16 protein-coding genes are annotated in these 21,401 nt (G+C 61.3%); 12 read left to right on the top strand and 4 right to left on the bottom strand.

Going from position 1 to position 21,401, the window contains the following annotated elements; genetic code table 11:
- Window positions 1–282: 282 nt before the first annotated feature.
- The gene (locus tag PB2503_RS10580; RefSeq protein ID WP_013301251.1) at window positions 283–849 is read left to right on the top strand and encodes an HNH endonuclease; all 567 of its coding nucleotides are present in this window, start codon (window positions 283–285) and stop codon (window positions 847–849) included.
- Window positions 850–868: 19 nt separating this feature from the next.
- Here PB2503_RS10580 and PB2503_RS10575 read toward each other — a convergent pair whose 3' ends face one another.
- The 3 genes from PB2503_RS10575 to PB2503_RS10565 form a co-directional block, all read right to left on the bottom strand.
- Complete coding sequence (locus PB2503_RS10575; RefSeq protein WP_013301250.1) at window positions 869–2,368, bottom strand: ABC transporter permease; 1,500 nt, start codon at window positions 2,366–2,368, stop codon at window positions 869–871.
- Window positions 2,365–3,306: an ABC transporter ATP-binding protein gene (locus PB2503_RS10570; protein ID WP_013301249.1), complete on the bottom strand. Its 942-nt coding sequence runs from the start codon at window positions 3,304–3,306 to the stop codon at window positions 2,365–2,367. The genes PB2503_RS10575 and PB2503_RS10570 overlap by 4 nt, the downstream gene beginning before the upstream one ends.
- A gap of 129 nt (window positions 3,307–3,435) precedes the next feature.
- Complete coding sequence (locus tag PB2503_RS10565; protein ID WP_013301248.1) at window positions 3,436–4,647, bottom strand: NADP-dependent isocitrate dehydrogenase; 1,212 nt, start codon at window positions 4,645–4,647, stop codon at window positions 3,436–3,438.
- Between the two features lie 401 nt (window positions 4,648–5,048).
- Between PB2503_RS10565 and PB2503_RS15070 the strand changes: the two genes are divergently transcribed.
- The 10 genes from PB2503_RS15070 to PB2503_RS10515 all read left to right on the top strand — a co-directional run bounded on the left by PB2503_RS15070 (window position 5,049) and on the right by PB2503_RS10515 (window position 18,734).
- On the top strand, window positions 5,049–6,335 hold the full coding sequence (locus PB2503_RS15070; RefSeq protein ID WP_013301247.1) for a septal ring lytic transglycosylase RlpA family protein: 1,287 nt from the start codon (window positions 5,049–5,051) through the stop codon (window positions 6,333–6,335).
- Window positions 6,336–6,344: 9 nt separating this feature from the next.
- Window positions 6,345–7,508: a D-alanyl-D-alanine carboxypeptidase family protein gene (locus PB2503_RS10555; RefSeq protein WP_013301246.1), complete on the top strand. Its 1,164-nt coding sequence runs from the start codon at window positions 6,345–6,347 to the stop codon at window positions 7,506–7,508.
- The gene (tmk, locus tag PB2503_RS10550) at window positions 7,505–8,134 is read left to right on the top strand and encodes a dTMP kinase (protein ID WP_013301245.1); all 630 of its coding nucleotides are present in this window, start codon (window positions 7,505–7,507) and stop codon (window positions 8,132–8,134) included. Before PB2503_RS10555 ends, tmk begins: the two co-directional genes overlap by 4 nt.
- Window positions 8,131–9,126, top strand: coding sequence for an AAA family ATPase (locus PB2503_RS14090; RefSeq protein WP_013301244.1), 996 nt, complete (start codon window positions 8,131–8,133; stop codon window positions 9,124–9,126). Before tmk ends, PB2503_RS14090 begins: the two co-directional genes overlap by 4 nt.
- Complete coding sequence (locus tag PB2503_RS10540) at window positions 9,113–9,895, top strand: TatD family hydrolase (protein ID WP_013301243.1); 783 nt, start codon at window positions 9,113–9,115, stop codon at window positions 9,893–9,895. The genes PB2503_RS14090 and PB2503_RS10540 overlap by 14 nt, the downstream gene beginning before the upstream one ends.
- Entirely contained in the window at window positions 9,892–10,752 is an 861-nt protein-coding gene (locus PB2503_RS10535) for an MBL fold metallo-hydrolase (protein ID WP_041534984.1), read from the top strand. Before PB2503_RS10540 ends, PB2503_RS10535 begins: the two co-directional genes overlap by 4 nt.
- A gap of 493 nt (window positions 10,753–11,245) precedes the next feature.
- Window positions 11,246–13,858, top strand: coding sequence for a TonB-dependent receptor (locus tag PB2503_RS10530; protein WP_013301241.1), 2,613 nt, complete (start codon window positions 11,246–11,248; stop codon window positions 13,856–13,858).
- 160 nt (window positions 13,859–14,018) lie between these two features.
- On the top strand, window positions 14,019–16,028 hold the full coding sequence (locus tag PB2503_RS10525) for a type I secretion system permease/ATPase (RefSeq protein ID WP_013301240.1): 2,010 nt from the start codon (window positions 14,019–14,021) through the stop codon (window positions 16,026–16,028).
- Window positions 16,025–17,335: an HlyD family type I secretion periplasmic adaptor subunit gene (locus PB2503_RS10520; RefSeq protein ID WP_013301239.1), complete on the top strand. Its 1,311-nt coding sequence runs from the start codon at window positions 16,025–16,027 to the stop codon at window positions 17,333–17,335. Before PB2503_RS10525 ends, PB2503_RS10520 begins: the two co-directional genes overlap by 4 nt.
- 1 nt (window position 17,336) lies before the next feature.
- Complete coding sequence (locus PB2503_RS10515) at window positions 17,337–18,734, top strand: TolC family protein (protein ID WP_013301238.1); 1,398 nt, start codon at window positions 17,337–17,339, stop codon at window positions 18,732–18,734.
- Window positions 18,735–18,749: 15 nt separating this feature from the next.
- Here PB2503_RS10515 and argH read toward each other — a convergent pair whose 3' ends face one another.
- Window positions 18,750–20,159 carry an argininosuccinate lyase gene (gene argH, locus PB2503_RS10510; protein ID WP_041535603.1) on the bottom strand — a complete coding sequence of 470 codons (1,410 nt, stop codon included), beginning with the start codon at window positions 20,157–20,159 and terminating at the stop codon, window positions 18,750–18,752.
- Between the two features lie 244 nt (window positions 20,160–20,403).
- On the opposite strand from argH, the gene PB2503_RS10505 reads away from it, so the two are divergent.
- Window positions 20,404–21,399 carry an N-acetylornithine carbamoyltransferase gene (locus PB2503_RS10505; RefSeq protein WP_013301236.1) on the top strand — a complete coding sequence of 332 codons (996 nt, stop codon included), beginning with the start codon at window positions 20,404–20,406 and terminating at the stop codon, window positions 21,397–21,399.
- The last annotated feature ends 2 nt before the right edge of the window (window positions 21,400–21,401 follow it).

The raw sequence follows: 21,401 nt of genomic DNA, 5'->3' as shown, positions 1-21,401 counted from the left end.
ACCATGAAACAATTGAGAGATCACCGGTCTCGATGAAAGCCCGGCCGAGGGGATCTCTTGGCGATGAGGGGGATCCATGACAAGAAACTGTCATGGAGAATCAGGTAGGAATAAGGCAGCGCGCCGATACCGGTGTGCTGCCTTTGATGAAGGAGCCGCTGGGTTCACGCAAATGAGCCAGCATAAGTTGGGCGACCCTTTGGTCCGCCACCATGCGACGAGCCGAATAGGCCGTCAGCATCGACATTTCGGCTCCGCTTTCTGCGAGAGAGGAATGTAACGGTGCAGACCCTTCGCCATGCTCCTGACGGGTGTCCAGCTCTTGTATTGAATGCCGATTTTCGGCCGTTGAGTTACTTCCCCCTCTCCCTGTGGTCATGGCAGGACACGTTAAAAGCCGTGTTTCTCGATCGGGTCGATGTCATCGCAGAATACGACACGGCCGTGAACAGCCCCACCGTCACCATGCGGCTTCCCTCCGTTGTCGCGCTCAAAACCTACGTCAATCACTCTCGAAAGCCGGCCTTTACGCGCTTCAACGTGTTTCTACGTGACGTGTTTACCTGTCAGTATTGCGGCACGCAGGATCGCGACAATCTGACCTTCGACCATCTGATCCCCCGCTCTCGCGGCGGGAAGACGACCTGGCAGAACATTGTGACGGCCTGCAGCCCGTGCAATCTGAAAAAGGGCAATAAGCTGCCGCGGGATGCGCGGATGGAGCCCTTCCAGCCCCCTTACCAGCCCAATATGTTCGAGCTGAATGAAAAGGGCCGGGCCTTTCCGCCGAACTATTTGCACCATACCTGGCACGATTATCTCTATTGGGATGCCGAGCTCGAAGAATAATCAGCGAGGCGCCTCTGGCTCAGCTGTTTCCGGCGGCTCTTCTTAGGCGCCTGAAGCTGGGCGGACCGCCGGAGGCAAGCACGCTGCCGCGATAGATCCGGCCCATGACGATCAGCACATAACTCACCGTCAGGAAGAGCAAGAGGGTGGCAAGGACCAATTCCCAAAGGGGGGGATCCCCCGTCACCCGCAGCATCACCGCATAGGGCGTATAGATCGGAATAAAGGTCAGAAGGCGAGCGACGACGCCATTCGGCTCCTGTAAAATGATCCCTAAGAACGGCAATGGCAGAAGCAGCGCAAGGGTGAGGGGCACCACAAAACTTTGGGCGTCATGGATCGACTCGCTCATCGCGCCGACCGCAAGATAGATCGAGGCGTAAAACAAATAGCCGAGCAGGAAATAAAGGAAAAAGAGACCGATAACCGGTGAGGTGAACACCCCCTCACGCAGCAAAAGGGCAAGACTGCCCTCCGCGCCGGCCCCGCCAAGAAAGGTTGCAAGCACCCCCAGGCCCACCATTAAAAGAGGGATGGTCATGCCGACGAGGGCGAGCCCGACAAGCTTGCCGATCATCAACTCGGTGGCACTGACCGATGACAAGAGGACCTCGATAATCTTGTTCGATTTTTCCTCCACGGTATTGGTCAACAACATGCCGCCAATGCTGCTGATCAGCAGGAAGAGAATATAGGCGAGGAAGAGCGGCACGACGCGCCGCAGCCTGGCGGCGGCGTTCTCCGCCCCGCCATCGACCTCGGCAATGATCTCGTCCACGGTCACGGAGATGTCTTCGATGGTAAAAAGGCGTTCCTGTGCAACGCCTTCGGCCAGATAGGCTTGTCGTTGCTCGGCAAGGGTCAGTTCCGCCGTCAGGAAGGTGCGTAAATCCGAGGCGAGAATATTGTTCGTCCAGTAGGTGGCCTGTCGTCGCGTCGGATAATCCGAGGGCACCACAAGAACGGCAAAGAGGGGGTCGCCACTCGGAAGCGTCCGCTTCTCATTGAGATAGGGCAAGAGGGTCGTGATCTGCGCGGATTGAGAGGAGTGCGCGCGAGCGTCCTGGGGCAGGGGGACGCGGACAAATCGCGGCCGAGGGTCCGGTAGGGGCGATGCGCCTTGAGGCAGATAGGAAGCAAGCGCTTCTTTCGCCGCGGCGATCCCGCCCTCCTCAAAAAACGCCTGCGCTCTGCCGTTGGATCCATCAGGGGCATAGGGGGCGGGTAATGCGGCCCTTTGCGCGGGATCGGGAAAGGTCGTTGCCGCCCATTGATCAAAGGCGGCAAGCTCTCTTGTTCGATTATTTCTCTCAAGAGCGTCATCGATTTGGTCGAGGACGGCGCCGCCGGTTTCGTCAATCACAGCGAAATACCGGGTCGGACCACCGCGTTCGTTCACCTCGGCGGCGAACAGACCGAAGAGGCCCGCCAACGGAATAATCAGCAAGAATAGTAAAAAGCCGCGGGTAAGGACGTATTTTCGATATTCGTGGACGATGATCTGAAACACGGCACTCATGGGCGAGGCTCCTCACTTACCGCCGTCGGTGCGGCGGCCAGCCGGAAAAACAAATCGTGTAACGAGAATTCTTCCTCACCAAAGGACTCAATGCGGATCGAGAGGTCAAGGGCTCGTCGGAGGATCGCCTGTCTGTCGGTATCCTCACGCACCACCAATCGGTAACGGCCACGATCCCGCGCGACGATGTCCTCAACCCCCGGGACATCGAGCAAGGGAAGGGGGTCGTCCGGCGTCTGTAAAATCAGCGTTGAGGGTTCAAGGGCGCGCGCTTCGTCGAGAGTCCCTTCGAACACCTTTCTTCCCTTACGGAGCATAAGAAAACGGTCGCAAAGCCGTTCGGCGTGTTCCATAATATGGGTAGAGAAAATGATCGTTTTTCCTCGATCCCGTAATGTCGTGATCAAATCCTCGAGAACTTGCTGGTTGACGGGGTCGAGCCCAGAAAAAGGTTCATCGAAGACGAGAATGTCCGGGTCATGCGCAATCGTCGAAAGGACCTGGATCTTCTGGGCCATTCCCTTCGACAAGGTTTCGATTTTCGACTTGGCCTGAGCGCCGAGGCCATAGTCGTCAAGCAATTGCGCCGCGCGCCGCCGCGCCACGCCCCGGGGGACGCCTTTGAGACGGGCAAAATAAGCGATTGTATCGAGCGCCTTCATCTTCCGATAAAGCCCCCGCTCCTCGGGAAGATAGCCCACCTGGTTGCGGACCAAGCGGGGCCGGTCGTTCCCCATGACCATGACCTTGCCTGCACTCGGGGCAATGATGTCCATAATCATGCGTAAGGTGGTCGTCTTGCCGGCGCCGTTCTGTCCCAAAAAGCCGAAGATTTCGCCGGGTTTGACGCAGAAGCTCAGCTCTTCCACCGCGATGTGACGGCCATATTGCTTTGTCACCGCCTGCAATTCGATCGGATAAACAGGGGCTTCGGTCATCTAGGTCCGGTCTATCGCCATGAATGAAGGAACAACGCCACGATCCCTACGCAAAGACCCTGCCGACGGGCAGGGTCTACCGGGTGTTAGCGAACGAGAAAACCGGAGAAGTTCGGATCCAGGTTTTCTTCAGCTCATGGCTTTTTGGAAGTTCTCGTCGACCTTATCGAGGAACCCGGTGGTGGTCAGCCAGCCCTGCTGGGCCCCGATCAACAATGCCAGATCCTTTGTCATATGACCGCTCTCGACGGTTTTGACGACGGTTTTCTCTAAGGTCGCCGCAAAGTCGGCGAGCTTCTTGTTATCGTCGAGTTTCGCCCGGTGTGCGAGGCCACGGGTCCAGGCGTAGATCGATGCGATAGAGTTCGTCGAGGTGTCCTCTCCACGCTGATGGGCGCGGAAATGGCGGGTCACCGTGCCGTGGGCGGCTTCGGACTCGCAGGTTTTGCCGTCAGGGGTCAGAAGGACCGAGGTCATCAACCCCAAGGAGCCAAAGCCCTGCGCCACGGTATCGGATTGCACGTCCCCGTCATAATTCTTACAGGCCCAAACATAGCCGCCAGACCATTTCAGGCACGAAGCGACCATGTCGTCGATGAGGCGGTGTTCGTAGGTGCCGTTGAAAGCCGCAAACTTGTCCTTGAACTCGGTTTCGAAGACTTCGGCGAAGATATCCTTGAACCGTCCATCGTACTTTTTCAGGATCGTGTTCTTCGTCGATAGATAGACAGGATACTGACGCTGAAGCCCGTAATTGAAACAGGCGCGGGCAAAGTCCCTGATCGAGTCGTCGAGGTTATACATCCCCATATAGATGCCCGATCCCGGCGCATCGTAGACGTCATATTCGAGAACTTCGCCGGTTTCGCCTTCCCATTTCATGGTCAGTTTCCCCTTGCCGGGGAACAGCATGTCGGTGGCCCGATATTGGTCGCCGAAGGCGTGACGGCCGATAATGATGGGCTTGGTCCAGCCGGGGACGAGACGGGGCACGTTCGAGATGATGATTGGCTCACGGAAGACAACGCCGCCAAGGATATTGCGGATCGTGCCGTTCGGGCTTCGCCACATCTCCTTAAGACCGAATTCCTCAACCCGCGCCTCGTCCGGCGTGATTGTGGCGCATTTGACCCCGACGCCGTGCTCCTTGATCGCATTTGCCGCATCGACGGTCACTTGGTCTTCGGTTCGATCGCGCTCTTCGATGCCAAGATCGTAATAATGCAGATCAATATCGAGATAGGGATGAATCAATTTGTCCTTGATGAACTGCCAAATGATCCGGGTCATCTCGTCGCCGTCGAGCTCAACGACTGGTTTATCGACCTTGATCTTGTCCATGATGTCCCTTTCTCCGCCTAGGATCGGGCGTCGCCGCCGTTGGGCGATCGCGTCTTGCCCATGGGGGCTACACTAAGCCTCGCACTTTGGGCAACGGCCCCTGGGAAACTGACCGCAGGCCCGGTCGAAGGCGGGCCGAGCGCCCTCTCAATAGACGCGCCTCGGCCGCGATCAAGCTGGATGCCGCATATCGTGGCCCCACCGCTGTCGAGGGGGCCTTGAGGGGAGAGGCGGCCAGCCTCCCGTTTCACGCCCTGAGTTTGCGCTTCACGCCCTGGGCTTGCGGGAAGCGGGCGCCCATTACCCAAAAGCTGGACGCGTGAGTCGCCGAAATGGCAAGGGATTTACGGGCCTTTAAGCTGAAACCTTGAGAAGGGGGGGTAAAGAAGGGACGTTGGGAAGTGAAAATTCTTATGGGGCGTCGGATTACCCTCAGAACCGCGTTCACCTTGCTCTCGCTCCTGGCTATGGCCGCTTGCGCCACCGGCCCCGGGGGAGGGGGCGGTCAGAGCGTGGGGAAAACGGTTGTCCCCAACCCTCACGCCAAAGTGGGCAATCCCTACTTCATCAAAGGTGTCCGGTATGTGCCCAAGGTCGATCCGACCTATGACCGTACCGGTATCGCCTCTTGGTACGGACCGAATTTCCACGGGAAATTGACCGCCAATGGCGAGTTGTTCGATCAAGATCGGCTGACGGCGGCTCACAAGACCTTGCCGCTGCCTTCCCTGGTGAAAATCACCAATCTCGAAAATCGCCGGTCCGTGGTGGTGCGCTTGAACGACCGGGGCCCCTATGCCGACGATCGGATCATCGATCTGTCGAAGAAGACCGCCGAGGTTCTTGGTACGCGGGAGAAGGGCTTGGCGCGCGTGCGAGTTGAGTATCTCGGTCCCGCCAGTCTCGACGATGCCATTGTGCGCTTGGGCGAGCGAGAGAATTACGCCGCCTTGCGGCCGCCCCGCGGGCCGGTGGGGCGCCTTGCCAGCCTATTGCCCATCGCGGCTACAGGCGAGGAGTCCAGCGCCGAAGCCCTCAACAGAGAAGCTTTGGCGGCAGAAAAAGCCCCGGAAATGACCCCCGCGCCCCGATTTGGGTCGGCGCCGGTGAGGGCGGTTGCGGCCCCGCGCAGAGGTCTTGCCGATGGGGGAGACGAGCTGGCCTCGTCTGAAGCCATCAGCCCCGCGCCGATGGAGGTCAGTGCTCGGCATCGGCCTCTCCCGGCATTTGAGCCCATCGCCATCGTCCATTCAGGAGAGCGACTGACGCCACCGTCGGCCCTTTCCTCAGCAGACGCCATGCCGGCAAGGGCAGCGGAGGCTGCCCCGACCGACCAAGGAGTGTCGATGGCGGCAGCAGCGCGCGCACACACAGCGCTCGATGTCGAAGCCGTGGGAGCCGAAGCCGTGGGAGCCGAAGCCGTGGGGGCCGAAGCTGTCGGGATCGACGTCGCCGCCACCCCAGCCTATTACGTGCAGGTCGGGGTCTATGCGGACGCGGAAAATGCGGCCCGGGCCTCCGCCGCCTTTCAGTCGATCATCCCGATCAGCCTCTCCGCCGACGATGATCTCCATAAATTACGGTTGGGGCCCTATGATTATGCCTTTGCCGCCGAGGCCGCCCTCGCCGAAGCGAAAGCGCATGGTTTCCACGATGCCCACATTGTCGAGGCTCTTAAGGTCGATTAAGCCCCCCATGTGAGCGACCTGTTCCTTTCTATTTTGCGACTTCTCTGCCTGGCATCGGTCGTCGTCGGTCTGACCCATGGGACCGTCTCGGCCCAATCGGTAACGACCGATGCACCGACCGCGCTGATCATGGATGGCGAGACCGGCGACGTCCTGTTCGAGAAGAACGCACGAACGCCGATCCCCCCCGCCTCGATGTCGAAATTGATGACGGTCGCGGTCGCCCTCGACATGATCGCTACCGGGGAGCTCAGTGCCGACACGCCCTTCAGCGTTTCGGAGCGCGCTTGGCGAACCGGGGGCTCGAAAATGTTCGTCCTGGTGGGCACCGAGATTCCCCTCAAAGAGCTGCTCAAGGGGATCATCACTGTGTCGGGGAATGACGCGGCGATCGTCGTCGCCGAGAACATTGCCGGCAGTGATGCGGCCTTCGCCGATATCATGAACCGGAAAGCGGCGCGGTGGGGCCTGACCGGGTCTCATTTTGCCAATCCCCATGGCATCCCCGATCCCGAACAGCGGATGACGGCGCTCGATATCGCCAAGCTCGCCCGCCATATTTGGGACAGCTATCCCGACTATCGATATCTATTCTCCCTGCCGGAAATGACGTGGTCTGATATCACGCAACGAAACCGTAATCCCCTCCTTGGTCTCGAAGGGGCGGACGGGATGAAGACGGGGCATACGGAAGAAGCCGGGTTCGGTGTGGTGGGAAGCGCCAGCCGTGACGGGGTCCGCCGATATATCGTTGTGGCGGGGTTGCCGACGAGTGAGGCGCGGGCCAGCACCGCGCGGCGCCTGCTCGATACCGCCTTCAATGACTACAGCACGGTGACCTTTTTCACCGACGGCGATCGCGTGGGCGAAGCTGAGGTGTTCGGCGGGCTGAGCGAGACCGTTCCCCTGGAGGTGAGCACGGCAATCCGGATGACCCGGCATGTCAGCGCCATAAGGGGGGCGAGCGCCAAATTGCTTTATGAATCGCCGGTACTGGCCCCGGTCGAGGAGGGGGACCGCCTCGGTGTTCTGCAAATCGCGCTGCCCGGCGAGCCGCCGCAGGACTATCCGATTTTTGCGGCCGAGCGGGTGCGGGAGCGGGGCATGGCCTCGAAAATGGCTATCGGCCTGCGCACCTTGTTCACGCCGCCCGACGCGGAGGCGCAGCCATGACTCTCCCCGGTCGCTTCATCACTTTTGAGGGGCCCGAGGGGGCCGGCAAGTCAACGCAGATCGCGCTTCTGGCCGAGCGGTTACGGTCGGCCGGAGAGGCGGTGACGATGACCCGTGAGCCAGGGGGCACCCCGGGGGGGGAAGCCTTGCGAGACGTGTTGCTCAACCCGGCGGCGACGTGGTCCCCTCTGGCCGAAGCCTTGTTGATGAATGCGGCGCGGGATGCGCATATGCAGACGCTCATCCTGCCCGCCCTCCAGCGAGGGGAGACCGTCCTATGTGACCGGTTTGCGGCCTCGACCCTGGCCTATCAGGGGGACGGGGTGGCGCCGGAGACCCTTGCCGCGCTCGAAGCGGCCGTCGTCGTCCGGCGTCCAGACCTCGTTCTGCTTCTCGACCTGCCTGTGGCCGAAGGTCTTGCGCGCGCGAAGGCGAGATCGACGGCCGATCGGTTCGAGGGGCGGCGCCTCGATTACCATGAGGGGGTGCGAGCCCGATTTCTCGAACTCGCGGCCAAGGACCCCAACATGCATTGTATCGACGCAGCGCAGCCCCAAGACGATGTCAGCGCAGCCATTCTTGAGGTGATGCGGGCGCATTATCCCGATTGGGCGGCCCTCCCATGAGCGCGAGTTCAGCTCTTTTGGTGCGGCCGGCGCTGATCGAGACGGTCGATACGGCCCTTGGCCGGGGCGCGATGATTGGGGGCTGGTTGCTGACGGGGCCGCCGCAAATCGGCAAACGTCTCCTTGCCGATCGGCTCGCCGCCGCCCTTTTGTCCGGCGCAAAGGCGATCGACGCCGCCGATCCGGCGATTGTCGGTCAGATCGCCGAGGAGGCGCATCCTGACTACTTCCTCGTGACCCGACGGCCGGACGAAAAAACCGGCAAACTTCCCCGCACGATTCTCGTCAATGACATCCGGGAAATGATCGCCCGGTTTTACCAGACATCGGTCAGTGGACGTCGCGTCGTGGTCATCGATGCGGCCGATGAGATGAATGCCAGTGCCGCCAATGCGCTGCTCAAAAGCCTCGAAGAGCCGCCGCAGGGCGCGACGCTGCTGCTCCTGGCGTCGGCGCCAGGCCGGCTCTTGCCGACGATCAGGTCACGGTGCCGCCGTTTGGATCTCGGACCGAGCCCCTTAGGCGAGATCGCGCAATGGCTCGAGACCCATCACGCCATTCCCGCGGACGAGGCGCGCGCTGCCGCCGCCCTCAGCGATGGCCGCCCCGGCCGGGCCCTTCATTGGGCCAGCGGCGAGGGGCGCGAAGTGAGGGGACTTGCCGACTCGCTGATCGCCGCTGCCGCCACAGGGCGCGATCTGACGGCGACGGCGGGACAGTTCGCCGCACGGGACGCCGCCGAAATTCGCCGAGATGCCGAGTTGCTTGTTCTTGATCGTCTTGCCGGCGCGACGCGGCGCTTGGCCGTGGGGGAGAGACCTGACCCGCCCTTCGATCGGTTGAGCGATCCGCAAAGGGCGCTCGAAAGCTATGACCGTCTCGTGACCCTGACCTCGCAAGGGGAAGCGCTCAATGCGGATCGTGGGCAGACCGCTTTGGCGATGGCCATGACGTTAAGGGATGCGCTACGGGGGGGCCATGTTCATCGATAGTCACGTCAATCTCCATGGCGACCGCTATGAGGAGGATCTCGAAGGGGTGCTCGACCGGGCGCGGGAGGCCGATGTCCGGGGTATGTTGGTCATTTCCGATCACTTGGCCGCAACCCCTGCGCTTAAGACCATTGTCGCCCCCCGGCCCTGGCTGTGGCGGAGCATCGGTGTGCATCCGCACCATGCCAAGGACTATGCGGATCTGACCGCCGAGCGGCTGATATCCCTCGCGACGGAGACGGATGTGATCGGCATCGGAGAATGCGGCCTCGATTTTCACTATGAATATTCCGACCGCGACCGTCAGCAGGCGGTCTTTCATGCCCATATCGTCGCGGCGCAGGAAACCGGTCTCCCCCTGATCATTCATTCTCGGGAGGCGGATGACGAGATGGCGGCGACCCTCGAGGCGGCCTATGCGGAGCGCCCCTTTCCGATTCTGCTGCATTGTTATACCGGCGGCGAAGACCTCGCCCGCCGGGCCCTCGCCATGGGGGGATATGTCGCTTTTTCGGGTATCGTGACCTTTAAGAAGGCTGATGAGGTGAGGGAGGTCGCGAAAATGATCCCGATGGATCGCCTGCTGATCGAAACCGATTGTCCCTTTCTCGCGCCCGTCCCTCATCGTGGTCGCCGGAACGAGCCCGCCTATCTGCCGCTGGTGGCCGCGAAGCTGGCCGAGGTGAAGGGCATCGAACCGGAGATCCTGGGCGAGGCCACGACCGACAATTTCTTTCGGCTGTTTTCCAAAGCCCAGCGGCCGTCGTGAGAGTGCGGGCGACGATCCTCGGATGCGGGTCCTCCGGCGGGGTACCCCGGGTGGGGGGGGCGGATGGCCGCGGCGATTGGGGGGTGTGCGACCCGTCGAACCCAAAGAACCGCCGGCGGCGATGCTCCTTGCTGGTGCAGCGCGCCCATGACACGAATGGCTGGGAAGGGGAGCTCACCACGGTTCTGATTGATACGAGCCCTGATTTGCGGGAGCAATTACTGGGCGCGGCCGTCAATCATCTGGATGGGGTGTTCATCACCCATGACCACGCGGACCAGACCCACGGAATCGATGATCTGCGCGGTCTTGTGTATCGGAACGGCAAGCGCGTTCCGGTCCATTTCAGCGATCAAACCGCGCCGAACCTGATGCAGCGATTTGCCTATTGTTTTCAATCGAGCGCCAAAACCGGCTATCCCGCTATTCTGGACAGTCACAGAATCGCGCCGGGCGCCCCCGTGACTGTCTCGGGGCCGAGTGGCGATATCGTTGTCGAAGCCGCTCTATTGGACCATGGCCGGGTGCCCGCCTTCGGCTATAAACTATCGGTGCCGGAGCAGGCCCAGGGCGGGATTGCCTATTCACCGGACACCAATGGGGTGCCGGACACGGCAATGGCGCTTTTCACCGGTGTCGATGTGTGGGTCGTCGATGCCTTGCGGCGCGAACCGCACCCCAGCCACGCCCATCTTGCCATGGCGCTTGAATGGCTCGTCCGCGCCGATGCGAGCCGCGGTGTCCTGACGAACCTTCATATCGATCTCGATTATGAGGAGCTGGCCGCCGAGCTGCCGGAGAATGTCGTGCCGGCTTATGACGGCTTGTGCATTGAGGTCCCGCAACAGGGAGACTGAGCTCTGGGCCGGGCACCGGATAGCGCTGGCCCTGAGGCGATACGCCTAAGCCTGACCCCTCACCGACACAGATAGACAATTTGCGACAATATATATTGTGCGACAGGAAGAGTGACGGCACTCGAAGGCGGTGACGTCCGCCATTCGCCGCTCCGGGTGCTCCCCGGTCCCCGCTGTCCCCCCATCAAATTGTGCCGCCCCGCCCGTGAGGACCGGTGCGGACTGAGCCGCATCGAACACGGGCGACGCGCCGCCGCCGTTTGCTGAAAAGATTGAGCTAAATTCTGCCGAGAAGCGATCTATTCTAGGACATTATTTCGCAGTGCAGCACGGCAATTACTTGGCAAGTCGATAGAGCTATCGTCCTTAACCATCAATAGCGGTGAATAACATGGTTAAGTAAGTGTTTTCGCTTGTGGTCACCTCAAAGGCTCCGTAACATTACGGCATTGTAGAGTAGCGAAAGCGTCCTTTTGAGACGTGTGTGGGGAGCATGATGGGAAAATCGAGTCTCTTGGCGACCGCCGGTGTTGTGGCCCTGACCGCGGCCTTTGCCGCCGCGCAGGAGGAGGATGTGGTGGTTGTCACCGCCACCAAGCGTGAGCAAACGCTGCAAGAAGTGCCGGTCGCGGTGTCTGTGGTGCAAGAGGATTTTCTGCAACAGACCCAGGTCGAGGATATTACCGACCTCGAAGACATCGTCCCCTCGCTGCGGGTGTCCCAGCTTGAACGCTCGAACAATGTGACCTTCATCATTCGCGGTTTCGGCAATGGCGGGAACAATGCCGGGATTGAGCCCTCCGTCGCCGTTTATGTCGATGGCGTGTTCCGGTCTCGCGCCGGTTCCTCCCTCGGGGATTTCCTCAATCTTGAACGCGTCGAAGTGCTCCGTGGTCCGCAATCCACCCTGTTTGGGAAAAACGCGACGGCGGGTGTCGTCAGCTTTGTGACGAAAAAGCCGAGCTTTGAGCCAGAGGGCGTCGGAGAGGTCACGGTCGGGAATTTCGGCTCTCGGATCGCCAAGGCCTATATCTCCGGCCCGATTACCGACAATATGGCCTTCTCCCTTGCGGGGAATGTCAATCAGCGTGAGGGCTATACGGATAATTTGGCCGGTGGCGCGGATATCAATGACCGCGACCGCTTTGGCCTCCGCGGCGAATTGCTCTTTGAACCGACAGACCGCGTCGAAATCCGCTTGCAGGGCGATTACGACGCCCTCGACGAGATTTGCTGTACGGTCTTCAATGCGGGAGAAACGCCTCTCATCGGCGGCACGACGATCACTTCAGGAGATGTGATCCGCGCGATCGGCGGCGAAAAGCAGGAGCCGGGGGCGTTCGACTACGATGTCTATTACGACACCGACTCCGTCAACGACATCAAGAATGGCGGGGTCGCCGCCATCACCGAGGTCGAGGTCACGCCGGCTGTTACCCTCACATCGATCTCCGCTTTCCGCACCAGCGATCAGTTCATCAGCTTTGAGGGCGATTTCACCTCCGCGGAAATACTTCGGGACAATACCCGCGACCTCTCTACCGAAACCTTCACCCAAGAGCTGCGGTTCGAAGGCAGCCACGGCATTGTCGATTGGCTTGTGGGCGGTTTCTATTTCAACGAGGATCTGACCGAGGACACGCTAATTACCCTCGGGGACGATACGCGGGCCTTTGCCGATGTGGTCGCGGCGGATACCTCCGTGCCCGGTGGCCCCAGTTTTATCGATCAGGTCGAGACGGCTGCGGGGTTCGATCAGGGCACGCTGCTTGCCGCGGGGGACGGTATTCGGTTCCGGGCGGAGCAGGACAATACGCAATATTCTTTCTTCGCGCAGGCGGACATTGCGGTCACCGATCGCCTTACGCTGACCCTGGGGGCCAGCTACTACAACGATGAGAAAGAGGTCAGCCTGCAGGGGGTTTCGGATAATCCCTTCGGGGCCCTCGACTTTACCGACCCCGCCATTGCCAGCGACGTCACCTTGCGGGCGCTGGTGGCGGGCCTTCAGGGCCTTGTCGATGGCAATGGAAATCCGCGGGTCGCAAGCCCGGCGGAGGTCGCCGCGTTCCAAACCGCCAACCCCCTTGGCTTTGCCCTGGTCAATTCCCTGGTGCCGGCCTCGGTGGGCCTGGCGGCGGTCAATCCCCTCCTCCAGTTGACGACGCTGCAGGCCGGGACCATCGCCCCCTTCGTCAATCTGCCGAACGACATTGAGAACAATAAGACCGAGGACGATGACGTCCCCTACACCATCCGGGCCTCCTACGATCTGTCAAACCGGACCAGCGTCTATGCGTCCTTTGCCACGGGCTTTAAGGCGAGTTCTTGGAACCTGACACCTGACAGCCGCCCCTTCTCCACCGATATTGCCGCTCTCGATGCCGCCGGGCTGTTGCCCTCCACCACCCGCGTTGCCCGCGGTCAGTATGCTGGGACGCGGTTTGCCGGGCCGGAAGAGACCAAAACCTTCGAGGCGGGGCTCAAGACCCGTTGGGGATGGGGCAGCCTCAATGTCGCGATTTTCGATCAGGACGTCGAAGGCTTTCAGTCGCAAACCTTCCAAGGGGCGGGCTTTGTCCTGACCAATGCGGGGTCGCAATCGACCTTCGGGGTCGAGCTCGAAAGCGTCATCGAACCCTTCGAAGGGCTCACCATCAATTGGGCGGGGACCTATCTCGATGCGAAGTTCGATCAGTTCGAGAATGCGCCGGTGCCGGTGACCCCTGAAACCCCCGATGGGGTTGGGGATCTGTCGGGGGAACGGGTGCCGGGTGTGCCGGAATTCTCCTCCTATCTCGGGGTGCGCTATGGTGTGCCCACCGGCTGGGGCGAGGTCTTCGCCCGGACCGGCTGGCGCTACGAAAGTGAAGTTCAGGTGATCTCGAACGTCCCCGAGGACGTCGCTTCGCGGGAGGTCAGTGTTCTCGATGCCGGGATCGGGGTGATCGCCGACAATGGATTCGAAGCTCTTCTGTGGGGCAAGAATTTGTTCGAGGATGAATTCTACACATCAGCTTTCCCGACAACATTCCAGCCTGGCGCCTTTTCGGCCTATCCGAATGAGCCGCGAACCTATGGGATCACCCTCAGAAAACGGTTCTGAGGCGCTCCCTCTCCCTTGCCGGGCAAGAAAATCGAATGACGGGTGTGGGTCCTTGGCTTGCAATGCGGACTTCGAGCCGTGAGAAGCCCCCAAGGGCTATCGTAACGAAATCTTGTTCTGAAACAGGGTAAACTACAGCTGTAGATTTGGGGCGTGGTGAATGGCTGAGGCCGACGACAACAAAATTCCGCAATCACGGTCTGCTGCTTCGCCAAAAAGATCAACCGAGAGCGGGCTAGATGCCGCTTCGGCGCCGTCATCGGCTGAGCGCGAGGCCCCTTCCGAGGCCCCGCAAGTGGCGGGCGCCACGGACCGGCCTGCGGATGACGAGAAGAAGGCGGCCCCTGCCAAAGCAGCGGCCGCCCCCTCCGACCCCTCCGACGATCTCAAGCCCAGTGAGCAAATCGTCCGCGCCTTGCGTCCCTATCTGACAACAGCGCTGGTGTTCACGACCATCGTGAATTTGTTGTTCTTGGTGAGCCCGCTCTACATGCTCCAGGTCTATGACCGGGTGCTGACCTCTGGCTCGATCGAGACCCTGATCGTCCTGTCGGCGATCGCCGTCTTTCTTCTTCTCATCTATATTGCCGCCGATGGCGGGCGTCGCCGCACCTTCACCCGGGCCGGCCAGCTCCTGGGGGAAAAAGTCGATGGCTTGACGCTCAGACGAGGGCTGACAAACGCGCAAGCGACCAATTCAGAGACCCTGACGGCCGTTGGCCATTTGGCGAAAATTCAAGGGCTGTTGTTGCAAAGCACCCTCGCCCCGATTCTCGATCTGCCCTTCACGCTGTTGTTTCTGGCGATCCTCTTTGCGATCAATCCCATCCTTGGGTCGATTGGGCTTGGGGGGGCGGTTCTTCTGCTGGTTCTGGCGCTGGTGTCAGACCGGATCAGCCGCAAATCCGTCGAGGATGCGCAAAAGCGTGATCAGCGCGCGCAGAACCATCTCTCTCACCTCGTCCGTCAACGTGCGGCCATTGTTTCCATGGGGATGAGCGATCGGGCGATCGGTCGTTGGCAAACCCTGCGCCGCTCGGCGGTGGACGGCAATGTTGAGTCCACCGGGGCGGCGACCTACCTCGCCTCCTCCACCCGCTCTTTGCGGCAGATCCTTCAGATCGCCATTCTCGGCGCCGGGGCCGCCCTTGCGGTCGGTGGGGTCGAAACCCCAGGGACGATCATTGCAGGGTCGATCATTATGGGGCGGGCTCTTGCCCCGATCGATCAGACCGTCGCCCTCTGGCGGCAGGTCCTGCTCGGTCGCAAGTCGTGGCAGGAGCTCAAATCCTGGATCGATAACAGTCATGATCTGCCGGCGAGTTTCGAGCGCGACGAGGTCACGGCCATGCCGCGGCCGACGCCGAAACTGACCCTTGAAGAGTTCGCGGTCGGTATCCCGGGGGCGAAACAACCGCTCCTGCCGCAGGTTTCCGTCGATTTCGATCGCGGCGAAATCATCGCCCTTCTTGGGCCGTCGGGCTCCGGCAAAACCTCGCTGTTGCAATCCCTCGCCGGTGCCTGGCCGGCGCATCACGGCACCGCCCGGCTTGGCGGCCGCGACATCGCCACCTGGGATCCGCGCGATCGCGGGCGATTCATCGGCTATCTTCCGCAGCATGTCGAGCTGTTGAGCGGGACGGTCTTTGAAAACATTTCCCGGTTCGCGCCCTGCGATGTCGACAAAGTTTACAGCGCCGCCAAGACCGTAGGCGCCCATGATATGATCCTGACCCTGGCCGAGGGCTATGACACGATGATCGGCGAAGGGGGTATTCACCTGTCCGCGGGTCAACGCCAGGCGGTCGGGCTGGCGCGGGCGATGTTCGGCGATCCGGCCTTATTGCTCTTGGATGAGCCGACGGCGCATCTCGATGCCCAATTGGCCGCCAATCTCATGGCACGGTTTGCCCAGCAGGCGCGGCACCCCAAGACCGATCGTCCCCTCACGGCGATTATCGCGACCCATGATGTCAGGCTGATCAATGCCGCCGACAAGGTCATGATCATCCAGAACCGACAAGTCGCCGTCATGCCGCGCGAGCAATATTTGCGGCGGGTCTCAGATCTCCGTCGAGAGCATGCGGCGCCGAAAGACGCCGTCGGCGGCACGACCGGCACGGCCCCCGCGCGTCTGTCCGCCAGCCCGTCAGAGGATCTTGGTCAATGAGCGCCTCTTCCCTCTCCCCCTCCCCCCTCTCCGATCGGTCAATCCGCATCTCGGCCATTGTCTGTGCCGTTGGCTTTGGCGGCTTCTTCCTTTGGAGCGCCCTTGCGAAACTCGATGAGGGCGTCACGGCGAGCGGTGTGTTGGTCGTGCAGTCGGACCGGAAACAGGTTCAGCATCTCGAAGGCGGTATCATCCGTGAGCTGCATGTCCGAGAGGGCGAAACCGTTGTTGAGGGCGATGTGCTCGTGGTCCTCGAACCGCTGCAATCCGAAACGGCCCGAGACGAAATCGCTCAGGAAATGGCGGCCAATCTGGCGGCGGTTCTCCGGCTCACCGCGTTGAAAACCGGCGAGGCGACCCCGAATTTCAGCCGCATCGATAATCTCGCGATCGGTCAGTCCGTCCGTACCGAAATTGTCGCCAGTCAGCTTGCCCTCTTCAACCAGCAAAGGGCCGCCCAACAGGCGCGCCTCGATCTGCTGACACAGCAAGAAGCGACCCTTTCGGGCCGGGTGCGGGAGCTGTCCAATCAACTCGCTGCGACCCGCCGGGCGCTTGAGGCGGCGCGGGAGGATCTGGTCCTTCGCCAGCAATTACTTGAGGAGCGCCTTGAGACCGCCGGTAATGTGTCAGCAATACGTCGTGAAGTGGCGCGGCTTGAGGCTGACTACTCACGATTGCGCGGTGAACAGAGTGAGGCGCGGGAAAGTATTCAAACCGTCGCCAGGGAAAAGGCCCAGACGGAGGCCGATTTTCAGGAGGGGATCGGCGGTCAACTCGTCGAGGCCCAGGGCCTATATCTGGCGGCGCGCGAGCGGCTCTCTGCGCTTGATGACCGTCTGGCTCGGACCGTGGTGCGGGCCCCTGAGTCCGGTATCGTTCTCAACCTGGAATATTCCACGGTGGGCGGGGTCCTGTCCCCTGGCGGTATGCTGATGGAAATCGTTCCAGTGACGGATAACCTTGTCGCCTCCGTCAGAGTGATGCCGACGGACCGGGATGCGGTGGAGCCTGGCCAGGAGGTTCGTGCCAAGCTGACCGCCTACAAATCGTTCTTGGTCCCTGATCTTGCGGGCGAAGTGATGAAAGTAAGCGCCGACCTCAAACAGGATGAGGCGACTGGGGCGGTTTACTATGAAGCGGAGGTGCGGCTGGACGCCTCCGACGTCGAAGCGAAAACCCGTTTTGATCTGCTCCCCGGTATGCCGGTCGAAACTTTTATCGCCTCCGGAACGTCGAGAACTTTCCTCGACTACGTTCTGGAACCGATCTTCTCCACCTTCCAGCGCGGTACACGGATGAGTTGATATGCCTAGGCGTTTTGTGGTTTCTCTCCTCGCGGTAACGGCCGCCGGATTTGCCGTCAATGTTGCGGCGGGCGAATCAGTGTCCGACAGCTTCGACGACAATGCCCGGACGTCTATCGGATCGGCCCCCTCCCCGCTCAATGCCAATTGTCTCGGCGTATCGAGTGCGATTGCCCTCGCCGTCAGTGCCGATCCCCGGATCGATCGGGCCGAAGCGAACCGGCTTTTTGCCGAGGCTGAAATGAAGGCCGCCCGCTCTCGCTACTACCCGCAGATTTCCGCCTTCGGGACCACCGGCTTGGGGGACACGCCGCCCCTCGATCGGCGGCGGGACGATCAGATTGGGATCCAGCTCAATCAGGAACTCTACAGCTTCGGCGCCCGTCGAGCCGCCAGCGACGCGGCCCGCCTGAAAGCCGAAGCGGCGGCGATCGGTGTCGATGGCACCATGAATGACATCGCGCTGGGGGCGGCGCGGGCCTATATCGAATTTGCGCGCGCCCAGGCGCTTCAATCCATCTCCAAAAGCGCCGAAGGGATCATCTCCCAGGACGTGGAGGCCGCTGACCTTCGCCTGCGTCGGCGGGCGATCACCATCACCGCGGCAAGTGAAATTCGCGCCCGCTTTGCCCGGCAATTGTCCGAATTGGTGACCGCCGAATCGCGCTCCGAGGCCAATCGCGCCCGCTTGTCGGTCCTGATCGACCAGCCGATCGACTGTATTGATCCGCAGACGGTGCCCGACTTCGTGCTTCCCGGGATCGACGATGTGTTGGATCTTTCGGCGGACGAGGCGGTTTCGCTCGCCACCTCCCGGTCGCCTAATCTTCAGTCGGCCGAAACGGCCATTGAGGCCGCCAGAGCGGAGGTGAAGGCGGCAAAGCGGGCCGCCCTGCCGACCCTGTCTCTCAACGGTTTTGCGGTCCATTTCAGCGACGTCGAAGTCGATTTCTTCGGGGAAACCACGGACACCGCCGAAGAGGATGTCCGGCTCGGGTTTTCCCTGACCCAGGACCTTTACACCGGCGGCCGGCTCAAGGCGCAGCAACAAAGCGCGATTGCCCGGCTCAAACAGGCGCAATCCGAGGCACGCCTTGAGCGGTGGAGCCTTGAGGATGCGGTTCGCTCAAGTCTTGGCCGGGCCACGGCCCAGCGGCGGGCCGTGCGTGAACTTCAGCGGGCTGAGGAAGAAGTGCGGCGGCAATTGGCGCTGACGGAGCGAGAATATAATCTGGGGACCAAGACCCTGACCGATCTTGTCCGCGTCACGGAAATTTATGCCGAGATCGCCGCGTTCAAAGTGAATGCCGTCTATGATTATTACACGGTGCTGTTTGATCTCTACGCCGCGATGGGAGTCCTTGACTACCCTGACCGCCTGGAGACCATTATCCGCTAAAGGCGCGGGCCGCTCTTAACGAGGCGAGGCCAGTCGCTCCTTCCAGGTGGCAATCCGGGCGCGGCTTTGCGCTGGGGCGGGGCCGCCGAAATGATCCCGCGCCGCCACCGATGCTGTGGGGGAGAGATGCGCCCTGACCGAGCCGTCGAGACGTGGATGGGCCGCCATCAGGGTCTCATCGCTCAATTCATGGAGCTGGACGCCCTCACGGTCCGCCACAGACACGAGGGCACCGACGACGTGATGGGCCTCTCTGAAGGGAAGGTTGAGGTGTCGGACGAGCCAGTCGGCAAGGTCGACCGCCGTCGTATGGCCGAGGCTCGCCGCCTGGGCCATGGCGTCCGGGAAGACCTCCAGGCTTTCGGTCAGCCCCGCGGCGATGGCGAGGCAATCGCGCACTGTATCGAGGGCGTCGAACAGCGGCTCCTTATCCTCTTGCATGTCCTTGGAATAGGCGAGCGGCAGTCCCTTCATGGTGATCGCGAGGCTGGTCCAAGCGCCGATGACGCGGCCCGTCTTGCCACGCAGCAATTCGGCGGCATCGGGATTACGCTTTTGCGGCATGATCGAGGATCCGGTGGAGAACGCTTCGGCGGAGCGGACAAAGCCGAATTGCGGGGTCGACCAGATCACGACCTCCTCGGCGAAACGGCTCATCGTGATCGCGGCCAGGGCGGCGGCGTTCATGGCCTCAAGGGCAAAGTCCCGTGCCGAGACCGCGTCGATGGAATTGCCCATGGGGCGATCGAATCCGAGGGCCTTGGCGGTCTGGTCACGGTCGATGGGGTGAGAAGTGCCCGCGAGCGCCGCCGCGCCTAGAGGGCATTCATTGGCGCGGGCCTTGGCGTCGAGAATGCGGCCCCGGTCACGATCCGCCATTTCGACATAGGCGAGAAGGTGATGGGCGAAGGTGACGGGGGTGGCGGGCTGAAGGTGGGTGAAGCCCGGCATCACCGTGTCGACATGGGCCTCCGCCAAGTCGACAAGGGCCCCCTGCCAGCCGAGGAGGGCCGAGGCGATGGCCTCAAGGCTCTCGCGCACCCAAAGCCGAATATCCGTGGCGACCTGGTCATTGCGGGAGCGGCCGGTGTGGAGCCGCCCGGCCGCCTCCCCGATCAGTTCTTTTAGTCGACCCTCGACATTCATATGGATATCTTCGAGGGCAGTAGAAAAGACGAAGCGTCCCTCGGCGATCTCCGTTTCGACCTGATCGAGGCCCGACAGAATCGCCTCGCGGTCCGCTTCTGACAGAATCCCTTGGCGGGCGAGCATACGGGCGTGGGCCCTGCTCCCCTCGATGTCCTGACGCGCCAGTTTTTGATCGAAACCGATCGAGGCGTTGAATTTTTCCATGATCTCGGCGGGGGGAACCGAAAAGCGCCCGCCCCACATGGTGTTGGTGGGGGTCTTTGGGTCACTGGCCATGATCGCGCTCTCCAAGGCTAAGGGGTCTCTTGACGCTGGGCCTTTCCCCGTGTGTAGAGAGACGCTTTCTGTCAAGGATCGCTTTTGTGCAGGTGACCACTGCTCGGCATAGACTGTTTCCGACGCGCCTGCGGCGACGACTCCCGCGACGCTGAGCGTTGAGTGCGCTGAGCGTCGCCCCTCGTCCCCCTTTTCCGGCGCCGGTCGACGGATGACCGCGCCCTCCCCGTCCCAGGACATTAAGATGAAACATTTTCTGACGACAGAAGACTGGCCCCGTGAGGATCTCGAACAGCTCCTGGTCGATGCTGACCGTCTGCGCGGCCTCAAGGACCAGTCGCTGAAAGGCAAGACTGCCGCGCTGATCTTCTTCAATCCCTCGCTTCGGACCCGTGCCTCTTTTCAGGTGGCGATGATCGAAATGGGGGGGAACGCTCTCGTTCTCGATACCGCCGGCACCTGGTCCCTTGAGGTCGAGCCAGGGGCGATGATGGATCAAGGGGCGGAGGAGCACGTCAAGGAAGCGGCGCGGGTGCTCTCCACCTATGTCGATGTCATCTGCATCAGATGCTTTCCGAAGTTTCAGGACTGGTCGGTGGATCGGCAGGATCGCCTTCTCCATGCCTTCGCCGAATACGCCACCGTGCCCATCGTCAATATGGAAACGATCGTTCATCCGTGTCAGGAACTGGCCCATATGCTGGCAGTCAAGGATCGGCTTGGGGCCCCCGATGGGAAGAAATACGTCCTGACCTGGACCTATCACCCCAAACCGCTGAACACCGCCGTCGCCAATTCAAGCCTCCTCATCGCCACCAAGTTCGGCATGGACGTGACATTGCTTTGTCCGACAGAGGAATATCTCCTCGACCCCCGTTTCATGTCGGCGTCCGAGGAGAATGTGAAGCGGTCCGGTGGGTCCTTGACGATCAGTCACGATCCGCAAACCGCCTATCGCGATGCCGATGTGGTATATGCCAAGAGCTGGGGCGCCTTGCCCTATTTCGGGCGTTGGGAGGAAGAAAAGCCGATCCGAGACGCGCATCGCCATTTCAGGGTTGATGAGGACAAAATGGCCCTCACCAACAATGCCCTGTTCAGCCACTGCCTGCCCCTTCGCCGGAATGTGAAGGTCACCGATGCTGTTGCAGACAGCCCTCAATCCATGATCATCGAGGAAGCCGCCAACCGCCTGCCGGTCCAAAAAGCCGTATTGCAGCGCTTGCTGAAGGGAAATTGACG

It is taken from the genome of Parvularcula bermudensis HTCC2503, assembly GCF_000152825.2.
Taxonomy (GTDB): domain Bacteria; phylum Pseudomonadota; class Alphaproteobacteria; order Caulobacterales; family Parvularculaceae; genus Parvularcula; species Parvularcula bermudensis.
The sequence above is the reverse complement of the archived record's forward strand: the minus strand, read 5'-3'. Positions and strand labels throughout refer to the sequence as shown.

Excerpts from the sequence above, each read along its gene's own strand:
- PB2503_RS10575 (WP_013301250.1), bottom strand. The coding sequence starts at position 2,368 with ATGAGTGCCGTGTTTCAGATCATCGTCCACGAATATCGAAAATACGTC.
- PB2503_RS10570 (WP_013301249.1), bottom strand. The coding sequence starts at position 3,306 with ATGACCGAAGCCCCTGTTTATCCGATCGAATTGCAGGCGGTGACAAAG.
- PB2503_RS10565 (WP_013301248.1), bottom strand. The coding sequence starts at position 4,647 with ATGGACAAGATCAAGGTCGATAAACCAGTCGTTGAGCTCGACGGCGAC.
- tmk (WP_013301245.1), top strand. The coding sequence starts at position 7,505 with ATGACTCTCCCCGGTCGCTTCATCACTTTTGAGGGGCCCGAGGGGGCC.
- PB2503_RS14090 (WP_013301244.1), top strand. The coding sequence starts at position 8,131 with ATGAGCGCGAGTTCAGCTCTTTTGGTGCGGCCGGCGCTGATCGAGACG.
- PB2503_RS10540 (WP_013301243.1), top strand. The coding sequence starts at position 9,113 with ATGTTCATCGATAGTCACGTCAATCTCCATGGCGACCGCTATGAGGAG.
- PB2503_RS10530 (WP_013301241.1), top strand. The coding sequence starts at position 11,246 with ATGATGGGAAAATCGAGTCTCTTGGCGACCGCCGGTGTTGTGGCCCTG.
- PB2503_RS10525 (WP_013301240.1), top strand. The coding sequence starts at position 14,019 with ATGGCTGAGGCCGACGACAACAAAATTCCGCAATCACGGTCTGCTGCT.
- PB2503_RS10520 (WP_013301239.1), top strand. The coding sequence starts at position 16,025 with ATGAGCGCCTCTTCCCTCTCCCCCTCCCCCCTCTCCGATCGGTCAATC.
- PB2503_RS10515 (WP_013301238.1), top strand. The coding sequence starts at position 17,337 with ATGCCTAGGCGTTTTGTGGTTTCTCTCCTCGCGGTAACGGCCGCCGGA.
- argH (WP_041535603.1), bottom strand. The coding sequence starts at position 20,159 with ATGGCCAGTGACCCAAAGACCCCCACCAACACCATGTGGGGCGGGCGC.
- PB2503_RS10505 (WP_013301236.1), top strand. The coding sequence starts at position 20,404 with ATGAAACATTTTCTGACGACAGAAGACTGGCCCCGTGAGGATCTCGAA.